Here is a 13653-nt window from a genome sequence, read left to right as displayed (position 1 = left end):
GGCCATGGCATTTAACGTTAACGCGCTCGGATTTGGCGACAACGTCGTCGATCGCTACGAGCATATCCACACCATGTATCCCGGCGGCAACGCGGTGAACTTCGCCGTTTATGCCAAGAAATGCGGTGCCGCACGCTCTGCTTACATGGGCATTTTTGGCAATGACGCCGCTGCCGAGCATGTCATTGCAAGCCTCGAGGATGAGGGTATCGAGCTTGACAAGTGCGAGCAGATGATTGGCGAGAACGGAGCGGCTCGCGTGACCGTCGTTGACGGTGACCGTGTCTTCCTCGGCTCCAACGAGGGCGGTATCCGTGGCGATGCGCGCTATGTTCTCGATCGCTTTGACCTTTTGTACATGAAGCAGTTCGATGTGGTTCATTCGGGCAACTATTGCTTTACCGAGCGCGAGCTGCCCAAGCTGAAGGCTGCGGGCGTCACGGTCTCTTTTGACTTTTCGGACGACTCCACCGACGAGTACTACGAGCAGATTGCACCCTACGTCGATTTTGCCTTCTTTAGTGCGGCGGATGCCGCGAGTGAGGACGAGATTCGCGAGCGTCTGGCATGGGTGAAGGGCCTGGGTCCGCGTTTTGTGTCGGCTACGGCGGGCGCCGAGGGCTGCATTGCTTACGACGGCGAGCGTTATTACCGCCAGCTGGCTAAACCGGTAACGGACATGAAGGACACCATGGGGGCGGGCGACTCGTTCCTCACCTCGTTTTTGATGTGCTATCTCGATTCCGCCAAGCGTGGTGAGGATGGCGCCGAGGCCATCGAGCGCGCGCTCGACTTTGCTGCCGGGTTCGCCTCGACCGTGTGCGGCATGGAAGGCTCTTGGGGCCACGGAGCGCCAATCGTCGAATAGCTTAAGAAAGCGTTCGGCGGTCGGGCTATGAGGCCTTGGACAGCCGATGCAAAACAATAAGCGAAACGCGAAAAGGGGGCTCGCCATGTGGTGGGTCCCCTTTTGATCATTGGAGAAGACCATGGGTATTAAAGCGTGTGCGGCTGGTTTTTGCTGTGCGGACGTCTATCAAAACATCGGCGTGTTCTATCCGACTGGTAACGGCATTGACTGGGGTATCCATCTTGCACGAATGGGAGTTTCGGTATCCGCCGTGTCGGTTGTCGGCAAGGACGAGTACGGAGACAAGATGAGAGAGGCGCTGGCCGCTGAGGGGCTCGATATCTCACATCTGCGGGTGGAGGATGGCGACACCTCGGTGATGCTCATGGCATTGAAAGACGGCGTCGATCGTGTGCATCTCGAGGCAATCGATGGCGTAATGGAGACATATCGTCCGAATGAAGATGACCGGGCGTTTATCCTAGAGCATGACATCATTCATACCGACCTGTTTGGCAATTGTTTGGACCTCCTGCCCGAATGGCATGATGCGGGCAAGACGGTGGTTATGGACTTCTCGGTGTTCAGCCAGGATCCCGAATATGCATGTGAGGCTCATTTTCCTTACGTAGACTATGCGTTCATGTCGTTTGAAGAGGACACTCCGGAGCTACGAGACTGGGTACGCCACGTGCAGGGATTGGGACCGCGCGTTGCGGTTGCCACGCTTGGCGAGAAGGGAAGCATTGCCTTTGACGGTGAGCGCTTCTATGAGTGCGGGATCGTGCCGGCGGAGAAGGTCGTTAATACCGTGGGTGCCGGCGACTCGTATATCGCCGGGTTTACCAAGGGCGTGATCGATGGCCTTGATATTCCGGCGTGTATGAAGGCGGGCGCTGAGCTGTCGTCCCGAGTGATTGGTTCGTTTGAGCCGTACTAGGGTCAAATGCCTGGAAAGGAGTACGAAATGGTTATCGACATGTTGGTCCATCCTATGCTCTACGGCGAGATCTGTACGCCGGGCGATGAGCCTGATGGATTCGGTTTTTGGTCACGAGAATATGGTATGGGGCATATGGGCCCCATGGATTGGGACGAGCTTCAAGTCGAGATGGACGTCTGTGATGTGCAGAAGAGCGTGCTCATGCCGCTCGATGTAACCACGGCATGCGGAGGGCATTTTGGCACCAATGACCAGATTGCCATGCTGGTTGCCGCGCACCCCGATCGTCTGTGGGGATTTGCGAGCGTAGATCCGCAGGTGAGCGGTGCCGCAGACGAATTGGAGCGCGCCTTTACCGAGTTGGGGGCAAAGGGGCTTTGCCTGCATCCGGCAAAGCAGGGTTTTGCCCCCGATGATGCTGTGGCCGAGCCGCTTTACGAGCTGTGCGAGCGCTATAACAAGCCGGTGGTTTTCCATGCCGGTATGTCTTGGGAGCCGGGCGCAGAGCTCTCGCGCAGTAACCCGCTTGCATTTGAGCACACAATCGCAACGCATCCAAATGTGCGCTTTAGTTTGACCCACTTTGGCTGGCCCTGGGTGCGCGAGACCGTGGCGATGCTGCTCAAGTATCCCAACTGCTACACGGACACCTCTATCACTTACATCGATTCGCCCGAGGAGATGATGCAGCGTCTTTTCACGGTCGATATGGGGCCGCTGTGGTATGAGCGCGCGCTATCGCATCAAGTGATGTTCGCCAGCAATACGCCGCGTTTCCGTGCATTCAAACTCAAGCGGGCGCTCGATACCGTGCCCATGCGCGATGATGCGCGAGAAAGGCTCTACTGGGGTAATGCCCTGCGTTTTCTTGAAGGGGATGAGTGAACATGGTGACGCTCGAGACATTGAGCTATCTATCGACTGCTCCGGACCAGTTCATCGATATTACCGAGGACGTGCACGCTGCCATCGAACGCAGCTCGGTGACCAATGGCTTGGCAGCGATTATTTTGTCGCATACGACCTGCGGGATCGTGGTAAACGAGGGGCTGCCCTGCGTGGAGACGGATCTTATGGAGACGCTTGATCGCATCGCCCCACTCGATGCTCCCTATGCGCATGCACACTTCCTGCCGAGCTATGGAGCCACCGGCAACAACTCCTGTGGGCATATCAAGAGCATGATTTGTGGAAACAGTTGCTTCTTTCCCGTCCAAGATGGCCACATCGTGTGCGGAGGTGCCCAGAACATCTATCTTGCGGAGTTTGACGGTCCGCAGAAGCGAAAAGTGTACGTCGAGGTGCTGGGGGAGTAACGTCCCTGCAATAACCCTATGAAGGAGCACGTTATGTCGTTTCTAGCTTCGATGTTCAAGACCGAAAAGCCGGTTATCGGAATGCTGCACCTGCGTCCTCTGCCGGGCGATCCGCTGTATTACCCGGGCGGAAGCGTGTCGCAGGTCGTGGAAGCCGCCAAGCGCGATCTCGAGGCGTTGCAGCAGGGCGGTGTCGATGGCATTTTGATTACCAATGAGCTCTCGATGCCCTATGAGCAGCACGTTTCTCCCTCAACCCTTGCATCGATGGGCTATATAATCGGGGCTCTGTCCCATGATCTGTCGACTCCTTGGGGAGCTGAGGCTATTTACGATGGTGATGCCACAATCGAGCTGTGCGCTGCCGTCGACGCGCAGTTCACGCGCTGCAATTTTTGCGGTGCCTGGGCCGGTGATCTCGGGCTGATTAACCGAGATTTCGCGCACACCATGCGTCGCAAGGCGGCGCTGCGTCTGGATGACCTCAAGCTTTTTCACTTCATCACGAGCGAGGGGGAGGTTTATCTCAACGACCGCACGACTGCGGACATTGCCGATTCACTTCTCTTTAATTGCCTACCGGATGCGATGGTCATCGGCGGTTCGGCTGCCGGTCGTGGCGCTTCGGGCGAGCTTGCCGATGAGGTCCGCGAGCGTGTTGGCGAAGTGCCTGTGGTATGTGGCACCGGTTGTCGCGAAAATACCGTGGCTGACGTATTTGCTCACTACGATGGCGCGTTTGTCGGCACGTGCTTAAAGCGCGACGGAAAGCTGGATGCCCCGGTCGATGTTGAGCGGGTGGTTCGTTTTATGGCTGCCGCTCGTACGGCGCGAGGGGAGTAGGCGCTCATGGCGTTCTATCTGGGTATTGATATTGGGACAAGCGCCTCTAAAGGCGTTTTAATCGATGATCGATGCAACATCGTTTGCCAAGCCTCTTGTGGACACGAGACGGACAACCCGCGTGATGGATGGTACCAGCATGATGCGGAGGCAGTTTGGTGGGGTGATTTTTGCCGCTTGTCGCGCGAGCTGGTGGCGCGATCGGGGGTTAACGCGGCACAGATCGGATGCGTGGGCCTTTCCGCATTGGGTTGCGACTGCGTGCCGGTCGATACCGAGTGCAACGCGCTGGCGCCCGCGATTTTGTATGGAGTCGATGCACGTTCGAAGCCGCAGATTGACGAGCTTCTTTCCGAATATGGGTCAGATCGCGCACGCGAGCTTTTCGGGCACGATCCCTGTTCGTCAGATATTGCTCCCAAGATCTTGTGGTTTAAGGAGAATATGCCCGAGGCGCACGAACGTGCCGCGAAGTTCTTGACGGCGTCATCGTTTCTGTGCGCAAAGTTGACGGGGCGTTTTACGGTGGACCGTTATTTGGCGGAGGATTTTCTTCCCCTATATGACCGCTACACTTGGAAGGTTGATGCTCGGGAATGTGCTCGTTTCTGCCGGCCTGACCAGATGGCGGAGGTAATGTCGGCTACTGATATTGCCGGGGTGATTACGCAGCGTGCGGCTGAGGCGACGGGGCTCGCGGCGGGGACACCTGTCTTAGTGGGAACGGGTGACTCTGGTGCCGAGGCCATTTCGACGGGTGTATTCCGTCCCGGCGATATGATGGTTCAGTTGGGGAGCACGGCGTATTTCATCTACCTAGCTGATCATATGGTCGATGATGCCCGCATGTGGCCGGGGACGTTTATCATTCCCGGAACTTACGGGATCTGCGCGGGGACCAATACGGCGGGTGCACTCACATCGTGGCTGCGCCAAGAGCTGTATCGCGACGCCGTAGAGGCCGAGGGCCACGGTGGCCCCGATGCATATTCGGTTATGGCACATGATGCCGCCGACGTGGCGCCGGGTGCCGATGGGCTCCTATGTCTGCCGTACTTTGCGGGGGAGCGTACTCCGCTCAACGATCCCGAGGCGCGTGGCGTCTTCTTTGGCCTGACCGGAAGACATACGCGAGCCCATATGGTTCGTGCCGCCTTGGAAGGCGTTGCGTATACCGTTGCATCCCATGTCGACATTATCGAGCGAGAGCATGGACTGCCAATTGGGCGCATTATGCTTGTCGGAGGTGGAACCAAGAATCCAGTTTGGATGCAAGCTATCGCCGACGTATGCGGGCGCGAGGTCTCGGTTGCCAAGGTTACGGTGGGCGCATGCTTCGGTGATGCCATCATGGCAGCTCTCGCAGGTGGCGCCTATGCATCATGGGATGAACTCGCCCGAGTCCTTGGCGTCGCGCAAACAATCGTGCCCGATATGACTGCCCACGAGTTATATGCGTCGCGCCGTCATATCTTTGACGAATTGTATGCACGCAACCGTGATCTCATGCACGAATTGGTGTAATGCTGCCGAATTGTACTGCTTTCCAATAGGGGCTGCGTTGTGCGATTCGCATGCCCCTTGGCATGTTTGTCCACAGGGGTTAGCGAAGGTCAAAAACAGAGCGCGCATTTGCTAAAACTGCCGACTCAATGTGCTTTGCATCGCAGTTTTTGAGTGAGGCGATGCGCATCGAGGTCCTTGTGAGCGATCTGATGAGCGACTGCGCGCTTGTTTCTGTGTTTGGCTCGGCCGGCGCATCGGTCTCGAGCAGTAGACGGTCGAGTGGAATCTGTCGTGCGTATTCGCGACCGCGCTTGGTCGCGAGCATGCGTTCGTTGACGGAAAAATAGCAGCCTGCATTGCGTGCGCGGACAAGCTCGTCCGAGGTGCCGCTAAACCAGTGGAAGATGATAACGGGGGAGCTGGGGGTGTCCTCAAGAAGGCTGTGCGACTCCAAAATGTTCAAGATCGCCCCTGCCGCGCGAATGGCGTGAATGGACAGGACGCGCGCAGGAAGCGGGTACTGCGACAGCGTCTGGCAAAGCCGATCAAATGCCTGAGTTTGGATTCCCTCGGTGTCCGCGAAGCGCGGCGAGAAGTCGAGCCCAACTTCGCCGATATAGCGCTCCTGTGCGGCAAATTTGCAAAGCAGATCGATTTCGGCGGTACCGCATCGGCCGTCAGCCAGCCACCAAGGATGGAGTCCGATGCCGGCGGTGATGCCTGGGTGGCACACGGCGCACTTGTTTGCCGTTGCGAAGTCGCGCGGGTCGACCCCGCAATCAAAGAGTCCCAGCCCCATCGCCGCGACCTCGCTGGCAATGGCGTCAGGGCAGGCCATTAAATCAAGGTGGCAGTGTGCGTCAAAAAGCTGTAACTCCATCGCGGCGTGCTCCGCTAGTCCAGGCGCTGACCGTCAGCGCGCACGCGCTCGGTGCCGCGCCCACTGATCTGGCGGATAACCTCGCCGGCAATCATCTGACCCATGATGGGCGGCATAAAGCTGGCGGTTCCGAGCTCGGTACGCTCGTGGATATTGGAAGGGTCGCGGGGCTGTGTCTTAACCGATTCCTCACAGCTAAACAGTACATGCAGGCTCTTGATTCCGCGTTTCTTGCATTCTTTGCGCATAATGCGGCTCATAGGGTCACGCACCGTATCGAAGATGTCGGCAAAGCGGAGGCACTCGGGATGGAGCTTGTTGGCCCCGCCCATGGAGCTAACCAAACGAATGCCGTGGTCCTGAGCGTATTTGGCAATGGTGAGCTTGGCCGAGATGGTGTCGATGGCGTCGACGACGTAGTCGAGCTTGCCGTCCGTCTGCTCCAAAACGCTCGCGAAGAAATCATCGATGTTGTCGCTCAGCAAGTATTCGGTGCGCTTGATGACGGTGGCGGCGGGATTGATGTCGTGGATCATGGCCTCCATCACGTCAACCTTGCGCTTGCCGACGGTGCTGTGAAAGGCGATGGCCTGGCGATTGATATTGCTGGGCGCGATGATGTCCTTATCCAGAATGACGAAATGACCAATGCCGCCGCGGGCGAGTGCCTCGCAGCAGTTGGAGCCCACGCCTCCGCAGCCGAGCACTAGCACCGTAGCATCGGCGAGCTTATCGAGTGCCTCGCGGCCCATGATAATCTCGAGCTTGGTGTCGCGTGTCTCGATGGCGGCTGCGGCTGTGGTTTCGGTCATAGATATCCTCCGATGGGGAGTCGGTCGTGTTTTAGCTATCGCCATTATAGGTATTATTGCGATTCCATTTGAGCCCTTGGGCTTGTTGAAATGGGATCGGGATTCGCATAAGATTGAAGCAGATGGCACCCGTTGCAGCGGGTTGGCCAACTCCGAAACACGTTTATGGCGTGAGAAGTGGCCGTCTTCGCATTACGCGGGGGCGGCTATTTCATTCGACCTCCAATGTGGATGCCGAGCTCCACAGCCGCGATTACAAGCAATAACAACGTCAGGACATCGTCAATACTCATAGTCCATCTCCTTCTCGGGTAGAGGGAGCTGGCCCATCTGCTTCAACTTCCATTGTAGCTAAATACGAACGAGTGTTCTATAGATGTTCCTGTATTAGATAGTTAGACAAACATCTAAATATCGAGTATAGTGTGCGCGTCATGAGAGATGATGAAAGGAGGTCTTATGCCGGGAGAGGGTTTTAAGGCGCTTGCCGATCCAACGCGACGGCGCATTTTGGAGTTGCTGCGCGAGGGTAATTGCACAGCGGGGAAGCTTGCCGAGCATTTCGATATCAGCAAGCCGTCATTGAGCCATCACTTGGCGACGCTTAAAAACGCCGGGTTGGTGACCGACGAACGTCATGGCCAAAATATCGTTTACAGCTTAAACACCACCGTCATGCAGGACTTGATTGGCTGGTTTATGGGCTTTACAGACACGGAAGGTGATAAGGATGAATAACGAAAACAAGGGCATTCACGCCACGGGGGTATCGTCGCGCGTGTGGATTGCGCTGGTCGCTCTGTGCGTCGCCAATGTCGTAGTGCACCTCATGGTGATGCCGAGCTTGCCTGAGCAGATTCCCACGCACTGGGGCGCGAACGGCGCCGTCGACGGTTGGGGTCCTAGCTGGATGGCCTCCGCGCTCGGCGTGCTGCCTCTGGCGCTTCTCGCAATGTTCTGCGTGGTGCCGCGCATCGACCCCAAAGGTGAGGCATATCGAACCTCGGGCAAGTTCTATCAGGGCTTCGTAATCGCCTTCACCTTGTTCATGTGCGCCATAAGCTGGCTGGGAGAGTTTACGGTCTGGGGCGTGGTGCCGGCGGTCGGTTCGGTTAACGTGCTGATTTCCGGTGTTGTCGGTTTGCTGTTCATCGGCGTAGGCAACTACTTGCCGCGTGTGAAGCAGAACTATACGCTCGGTATCAAGACGCCTTGGGCGCTTGCCGATCCCGAGAACTGGCGCCGTACGCAGCGCTTTGGCGGTGCCTGCTTTATGGTGCTGGGTGTTGGCCTGATTGCGATGGGCGTGGCAGGTGCGGTGCTTTCGAATGAAGTCGTCGCCGCGGTGATTGCGGTTCTGGCGTTTGGTTCGGTCGGAGCCGTCTACGTCTACTCGTATCTGCTGTGGCGCAAATCGCAGCGAGCCGCTCGTTAAGGTTGCGGAAAACTAGCGTACGCAGTTCATAGTATGTTCCGGGGGACTTTTCCCAGGTAGTATTAGGGGGTATGGGCAACCATGCCCCCTTTTCGTTAAGTTTCAGAGCTGGTTTCCTCATTTCGTTTCCACTAAAGCGAATCAAGAATAGGGAAACAGCAGGTAGAAAGGATAGAACAGACATATGGCGGAGTTTATCTACCAGATGTATCAGGCTCGCAAGGCCCATGGCGACAAGGTAATCCTTGACGACGTGACCCTGAGCTTCTACCCCGGTGCCAAGATCGGCGTCGTGGGCCCCAACGGTATGGGCAAGTCGACCCTGCTCAAGATTATGGCCGGCATCGAGGAGGTCTCCAACGGCGATGCCAGGCTCACCCCCGGCTACACCGTGGGCATCCTGCAGCAGGAGCCGCCGCTCGACGATGACAAGACCGTCATCGAGAACGTGCGCATGGCGTTTGGCGATATGATCGCCAAGGTCGATCGCTTCAACAAGATCGGCGAGGAGATGTGCGACCCGGACTGCGACATGGACGCCCTCATGGCCGAGATGGGCAAGCTCCAGGACGAGATCGACGCCGCTGACGGCTGGGATATCGATTCCAAGCTCGGCCAGGCCATGGACGCCCTGCAGCTGCCCGATTCTGACATGCCGGTTAATGTGCTTTCCGGCGGCGAGCGCCGTCGCGTGGCCCTGTGCAAGCTGCTGCTCGAGGCTCCCGACCTGCTGCTGCTCGACGAGCCCACGAACCACCTGGACGCCGAGTCGATCCTGTGGCTCGAGCATTTCCTGCACAACTACCAGGGCGCGGTGCTTGCCGTCACACACGATCGCTACTTCCTGGATAACGTTGCCGAGTGGATCTGCGAGGTCGACCGCGGCCACCTCTATCCCTACAAGGGCAACTACTCCACGTATCTGGAGACCAAGGCCGCCCGTATCGAGGCGCAGGGCAACCGCGACGCCAAACTCGCCAAGCGCATGGAGGCCGAGCTCGAATGGGTGCGCAGCTCGCCCAAGGCTCGCCAGGCCAAGAACAAGGCCCGTCTGGCTCGCTACGAGGAGATGGAGGCCGAGGCCCGCGCAAGCCAGAAGCTCGACTGGACCGACATCCGCATCCCTGTGGGCCCGCGTCTGGGCAACAAGGTGCTCGAGGCTCATCACCTGCACAAGGAGTTCGATGGCCGCGTGCTCATCGATGACCTTTCGTTCACCCTGCCGCGCAACGGCATCGTGGGCGTCATCGGCCCCAATGGTGTGGGCAAGACCACGCTGTTCAAGACCATCGTGGGCCTGGAGCCGCTGACTTCGGGCGAGCTCGAGGTGGGCGAGACCGTCAAGATCTCCTATGTCGATCAGAACCGTTCTGGCATCGACCCCGATAAGAACCTGTGGGAGGTCGTCTCGGACGGCCTGGACCACATGATGGTCGGTGAGACCGAGGTTCCGAGCCGTGCTTATGTGGCGAGCTTTGGCTTTAAAGGCCAGGACCAGCAGAAGCGCGCCGGCGTACTCTCCGGTGGCGAGCGCAACCGTCTGAACTTGGCGCTTACGCTCAAGCAGGGCGGCAACCTGCTGCTCCTCGATGAGCCCACGAACGACCTCGACGTCGAGACGCTGTCCTCGCTCGAAGCGGCGCTGCTCGAGTTCCCGGGCTGCTCGGTGGTCATTAGCCACGACCGTATGTTCCTGGACCGCGTTGCCACGCACATCCTGGCGTGGGAGGGCACCGACGAGAACCCGGGCAACTGGTATTGGTTCGAGGGCAACTTCGAGGCCTATCAGGCCAACCGTATCGAGCGCCTGGGGGAGGACGCAGCCCAGCCGCATCGTATCCACCGCAAGCTCACGCGTGACTAGTAGCAAGTAGAAAGGCCGCCAGCAAGGGCGGCCTTTCTTGTAGCAATTGCACTGCAGCTATGCCCTGGCTGCCGGTTTGATTCATAATCAAAGTCATCTCTTTGGGATTAAAGCCCGTTTTTGCTATGAGTGATTTTCTAATTCCGTTTAAAACGTAAAGACGTATTGGGTTACAAGGACATAAGCGAATCGAATTGAAATATAACCAGTGCTGTAACGTTACAAAAAAGGTTATAGAATAGGAGTATCTTATAAGTCGCTCCTCTAGAAAGAAGAACATATGCTTTCGCGTCGTCGTTTTCTGCAACTTGTCGCGTCTTCAATTGTCGCCTTAGCCGCACGTCCGAAAGAGGTTTTTGCTTCGACGGGCAATATTGATGGTGAGCAGATACAATTTACTTCTGAAATTGCGCAAGAGCTTGCCGATAAATATATAAAGGGACTCCTCGGCTCTTCGTATACGCCTTCTGACCCTATTCCTTTTGTAGACGTTGATGGGTCCCCGCTTGGTTACATTGTTCCGGTTGTGACATCCAATAGAGCCGCGGGCTATTTGGTTTTAGATGCTTCAGATGATGAAATACTTACGGGATATCGTTTTGGAGACGGCTTAGTCAGCCCTATGGATCGGGGAGGAGATCTTGGTGTCGAGCCTTATTCTTTCAATAACCCAGTCGTAATGATCAATCCATTCGAATTCGGCGTGCAATCTTTGGACGGTTCAATAACAACAAATTGCGGAAGAACAATCCCGGCTGTTTCCATAGAAGGACGGCCTGTCGTTTTATCGAATAAACCTTCAAGCTGGAACGATGTTGTAATTTACGCAACTCAAATGCAGGATTACACAGTATCTGGATTTCGTTCCATTTCTCAGTTTATGTCATATGATGAAAGCGAGATTAAGAGGCTTACCGCCCACTATGCTTGTATGGTGACAGCTTTTTCGAACGTTGCGGAACTGTATGGCATTGCCAATTTATATAGCGACCCTTCGCAATATATGCAGATATGGAATTACACCAATACCCATGCTCTTTCCGATGAAGAACAGACTGTTCCCGGTGTTGTTTTGGGCGGAACGCCGATTTCAACCTGTGCAACGGGGTTTACAAATTACTGCGCAAGCAGAGGGAGTAATCTTATCGCTCGCACTGTCTCCTCCCCGGCTATCGCGAACATTCAAAATGAGATTAACTCTAATAGACCGAATGTTTTACATGCGAGTTTGTACAACGGATCAGCCCATTCTGTAACAGCGGAGGCTTACGCCACACTTACTGGTAAGAAAACTGGAGAGACAAGGCAGATGATTGGCATAGCGGACGGCTGGAATTCATCCTTATCCTTCCTGAAGTATGATCAGAGTTATTATGCGTGGACTTATGGAACGACTTTTTCGAAGTAGGACGATTCGTTTAGTCCTGTCTTTGGTGTTGATGGCTTTATTGGTGAGCTGTTCAACAAAAGAAGAGATGCCGCGCGGAGATTCCGGAGAAATGTCTGTGACAAACTCAGATTCATTGGAAATAGCTGGTGGGCATGCCGATGTGATGTTGCAAGGTAAAGGCATGCTTAGGTCGATTGATGCTGAAGACGCTGTCTGCTCAATAGAGGAATTAAAGACAGGTGAAACTGCATCGTACCGTGTTTCAGATAATGCTGCGAATATGATTGAGTCGATACCGATTGGAGCACAAGTTTCTTTTAGGTATTTTGCTCCGCAACTTGAGGAGGAGCTTGCTTCTCTGGTGTCTATATGTGCTGATGACAGCCAAAAGGTCTGATTTCAAACGGCCCTGGATGGTCAAATGGCTATCCAGGGCCGTTTTGTCACTCGGCCGGGGCGTTGACCTTGTCGATGGTCCAGGCGGCTCCGAGGCCGCCGGTGGTGTTGCGGCGGATGCGCACGGTGACTTCGTGGCGCTCGCCTGCCTGCGTGTAGCGCAGGGGGAAGCTTGCGCGGTTTCGCGCGGCCTCGATGGTGCCGCGTTCGCGGGCGATCCAGTAGTACTCGCCGACGATGCCGAGCGTGTCGGCACCGTAGGGGAGATAGGTCGACAGCTGGTGCAGAAGCGGGCCGGGGCAGAAGACTTCGGTTGCGAAATCGACGGGGAAGTCCTCGGGGATGGCGGGCGCTGCAGGTGCGGGGGCCGGTACTGCAGCGGGGACCGGAGCCGGTGTCGGTGCGGGAATTTGGTCGCAAGCAGCGGCGGGCACGGATTCGATGACGGGTGCGGGCTCCGGCGTTACTTCCGGCTTGACCTCGGAATCTGCGGGCTTCACGGTGACGGGCGCGTCTGCAACTGCGGCTTCAACCTCAACCTGCGTCGCGTTCTCATTCTCGACGCTCGACTTTGCTTCGATGGGCGTGGATGCCATGGTGGTGATGCCGGCATTGGCGTTCTCGGGGTCATAGACGACCGTGAGCGAGATGGCGGGCTGCGGCGTCTCGGGCTCCGGCGCCGACTCGGTAGCGTCTTGATCTGCGGGCTCGTCGGACTGATCGTCCTCGGCCTCGTTGCCAAAGACATCGCTGTTTTGGAACGCAGACGTCTCGGGCTGGTCAGCGGCTTCTTCGGTTGTCGACTTGGGCGCTTCGTTGAGCTCCACAGTGGCTTCCTGCTCGGATATGACTTCGGAATCGGTCGTGGCGGCGATTTCGGCTTCGGCTTCTGCCGTTACCTCAATAGCGACTTCGATCTCTGTCTCGGGCTCGGGTTCCGGCGCGGCTTCAACCATGGCTTCGGGCTCGGGACGCTTAACGTGCTTGGGGCGTACGGCCTTGAGGTCCTTTTCGCCGCGTTTCTTCTTTTTGTAGGACTGCTTGGCACCCTTGGCAGCCTTGGGCTTGTCCTCGCCCTTGGCAAGGGCGGTATCCCAGGCCTCGTTGGCGATGACGGTGGCATACAGGCGGCCGCCCTTAAAGACGGTCAGCTTAATGCAGTCGTTGAGCTCCTCGAGCAGCTCGCGCGTGGACTCGAAGCCCAGGTCATAAGCGGTCATGTCGCCGGCGGCGAGCGCCTCCTCGACCTGCGTCATAAACGTTTGCTTGCCGCACCCAATCGCGTCGCGCAGCAGGCGATACAGATAGATGTGGTTGCCCAGCGAAAGCGTGGGCCTAACTATTGTCTTGCTCATGGCAAATCTCCTCTTTACACATGTAAAGCATCTTACCATCGCATAGCGTTCGCCATGGCGGCG

14 protein-coding genes are annotated in these 13653 nt (G+C 56.8%); 11 read left to right on the top strand and 3 right to left on the bottom strand.

Going from position 1 to position 13653, the window contains the following annotated elements; translation table 11 throughout:
- The first annotated feature begins 4 nt into the window (after positions 1 to 4).
- The 6 genes from AAA069_RS04885 to AAA069_RS04860 all read left to right on the top strand — a co-directional run bounded on the left by AAA069_RS04885 (position 5) and on the right by AAA069_RS04860 (position 5476).
- Positions 5 to 868, top strand: coding sequence for a PfkB family carbohydrate kinase (locus AAA069_RS04885; RefSeq protein ID WP_349127710.1), 864 nt, complete (start codon positions 5 to 7; stop codon positions 866 to 868).
- 121 nt (positions 869 to 989) lie between these two features.
- Positions 990 to 1790 (top strand): fructoselysine 6-kinase, encoded by an 801-nt coding sequence (gene frlD, locus AAA069_RS04880; RefSeq protein ID WP_161115774.1) that lies wholly within the window; start codon positions 990 to 992, stop codon positions 1788 to 1790.
- 27 nt (positions 1791 to 1817) lie between these two features.
- Entirely contained in the window at positions 1818 to 2678 is an 861-nt protein-coding gene (locus tag AAA069_RS04875) for an amidohydrolase family protein (protein WP_229055555.1), read from the top strand.
- Positions 2679 to 2680: 2 nt separating this feature from the next.
- Entirely contained in the window at positions 2681 to 3109 is a 429-nt protein-coding gene (locus tag AAA069_RS04870; RefSeq protein WP_117735290.1) for a secondary thiamine-phosphate synthase enzyme YjbQ, read from the top strand.
- 33 nt (positions 3110 to 3142) lie between these two features.
- Positions 3143 to 3952, top strand: a complete 810-nt coding sequence (locus tag AAA069_RS04865) for a BtpA/SgcQ family protein (protein WP_349127709.1) — start codon at positions 3143 to 3145, stop codon at positions 3950 to 3952.
- A gap of 6 nt (positions 3953 to 3958) precedes the next feature.
- Positions 3959 to 5476, top strand: a complete 1518-nt coding sequence (locus AAA069_RS04860; RefSeq protein WP_349127708.1) for an FGGY-family carbohydrate kinase — start codon at positions 3959 to 3961, stop codon at positions 5474 to 5476.
- Positions 5477 to 5555: 79 nt separating this feature from the next.
- On the opposite strand, the gene AAA069_RS04855 is transcribed toward AAA069_RS04860, so the two are convergent.
- The gene (locus tag AAA069_RS04855; protein ID WP_349127707.1) at positions 5556 to 6338 is read right to left on the bottom strand and encodes a TatD family hydrolase; all 783 of its coding nucleotides are present in this window, start codon (positions 6336 to 6338) and stop codon (positions 5556 to 5558) included.
- A gap of 14 nt (positions 6339 to 6352) precedes the next feature.
- Entirely contained in the window at positions 6353 to 7150 is a 798-nt protein-coding gene (locus tag AAA069_RS04850; protein WP_347478567.1) for a tRNA threonylcarbamoyladenosine dehydratase, read from the bottom strand.
- A 459-nt stretch (positions 7151 to 7609) separates the two neighbouring features.
- On the opposite strand from AAA069_RS04850, the gene AAA069_RS04845 reads away from it, so the two are divergent.
- The 5 genes from AAA069_RS04845 (at position 7610) to AAA069_RS04825 (ending at position 12236) form a co-directional block, all read left to right on the top strand.
- Positions 7610 to 7888: an autorepressor SdpR family transcription factor gene (locus tag AAA069_RS04845; protein WP_349127706.1), complete on the top strand. Its 279-nt coding sequence runs from the start codon at positions 7610 to 7612 to the stop codon at positions 7886 to 7888.
- Positions 7881 to 8585: an SdpI family protein gene (locus tag AAA069_RS04840; protein ID WP_349127705.1), complete on the top strand. Its 705-nt coding sequence runs from the start codon at positions 7881 to 7883 to the stop codon at positions 8583 to 8585. Before AAA069_RS04845 ends, AAA069_RS04840 begins: the two co-directional genes overlap by 8 nt.
- A gap of 184 nt (positions 8586 to 8769) precedes the next feature.
- The gene (gene ettA, locus AAA069_RS04835; RefSeq protein WP_055251458.1) at positions 8770 to 10449 is read left to right on the top strand and encodes an energy-dependent translational throttle protein EttA; all 1680 of its coding nucleotides are present in this window, start codon (positions 8770 to 8772) and stop codon (positions 10447 to 10449) included.
- 280 nt (positions 10450 to 10729) lie between these two features.
- The gene (locus tag AAA069_RS04830) at positions 10730 to 11857 is read left to right on the top strand and encodes a hypothetical protein (protein WP_349127704.1); all 1128 of its coding nucleotides are present in this window, start codon (positions 10730 to 10732) and stop codon (positions 11855 to 11857) included.
- Complete coding sequence (locus AAA069_RS04825; protein ID WP_349127703.1) at positions 11835 to 12236, top strand: hypothetical protein; 402 nt, start codon at positions 11835 to 11837, stop codon at positions 12234 to 12236. The genes AAA069_RS04830 and AAA069_RS04825 overlap by 23 nt, the downstream gene beginning before the upstream one ends.
- 46 nt (positions 12237 to 12282) lie before the next feature.
- Here AAA069_RS04825 and AAA069_RS04820 read toward each other — a convergent pair whose 3' ends face one another.
- The gene (locus AAA069_RS04820) at positions 12283 to 13590 is read right to left on the bottom strand and encodes a hypothetical protein (RefSeq protein WP_349127702.1); all 1308 of its coding nucleotides are present in this window, start codon (positions 13588 to 13590) and stop codon (positions 12283 to 12285) included.
- Between the last annotated feature and the right edge of the window lie 63 nt (positions 13591 to 13653).

The organism is Collinsella sp. CLA-SR-H006 (genome assembly GCF_040097075.1).
Taxonomy (GTDB): Bacteria; Actinomycetota; Coriobacteriia; order Coriobacteriales; family Coriobacteriaceae; genus Collinsella.
Note: the sequence above shows the minus strand (reverse complement) of the source record. Positions and strands in the feature narration are given on the sequence as shown.

What these genes read in the sequence shown, in the direction of transcription:
- AAA069_RS04855 (WP_349127707.1), bottom strand. Translation starts at nt 6,338, where the DNA reads ATGGAGTTACAGCTTTTTGACGCACACTGCCACCTTGATTTAATGGCC.
- AAA069_RS04885 (WP_349127710.1), top strand. Translation starts at nt 5, where the DNA reads ATGGCATTTAACGTTAACGCGCTCGGATTTGGCGACAACGTCGTCGAT.
- AAA069_RS04870 (WP_117735290.1), top strand. Translation starts at nt 2,681, where the DNA reads ATGGTGACGCTCGAGACATTGAGCTATCTATCGACTGCTCCGGACCAG.
- AAA069_RS04850 (WP_347478567.1), bottom strand. Translation starts at nt 7,150, where the DNA reads ATGACCGAAACCACAGCCGCAGCCGCCATCGAGACACGCGACACCAAG.
- AAA069_RS04830 (WP_349127704.1), top strand. Translation starts at nt 10,730, where the DNA reads ATGCTTTCGCGTCGTCGTTTTCTGCAACTTGTCGCGTCTTCAATTGTC.
- AAA069_RS04825 (WP_349127703.1), top strand. Translation starts at nt 11,835, where the DNA reads ATGGAACGACTTTTTCGAAGTAGGACGATTCGTTTAGTCCTGTCTTTG.
- AAA069_RS04820 (WP_349127702.1), bottom strand. Translation starts at nt 13,590, where the DNA reads ATGAGCAAGACAATAGTTAGGCCCACGCTTTCGCTGGGCAACCACATC.
- AAA069_RS04875 (WP_229055555.1), top strand. Translation starts at nt 1,818, where the DNA reads ATGGTTATCGACATGTTGGTCCATCCTATGCTCTACGGCGAGATCTGT.
- AAA069_RS04860 (WP_349127708.1), top strand. Translation starts at nt 3,959, where the DNA reads ATGGCGTTCTATCTGGGTATTGATATTGGGACAAGCGCCTCTAAAGGC.
- ettA (WP_055251458.1), top strand. Translation starts at nt 8,770, where the DNA reads ATGGCGGAGTTTATCTACCAGATGTATCAGGCTCGCAAGGCCCATGGC.
- AAA069_RS04840 (WP_349127705.1), top strand. Translation starts at nt 7,881, where the DNA reads ATGAATAACGAAAACAAGGGCATTCACGCCACGGGGGTATCGTCGCGC.
- frlD (WP_161115774.1), top strand. Translation starts at nt 990, where the DNA reads ATGGGTATTAAAGCGTGTGCGGCTGGTTTTTGCTGTGCGGACGTCTAT.
- AAA069_RS04845 (WP_349127706.1), top strand. Translation starts at nt 7,610, where the DNA reads ATGCCGGGAGAGGGTTTTAAGGCGCTTGCCGATCCAACGCGACGGCGC.
- AAA069_RS04865 (WP_349127709.1), top strand. Translation starts at nt 3,143, where the DNA reads ATGTCGTTTCTAGCTTCGATGTTCAAGACCGAAAAGCCGGTTATCGGA.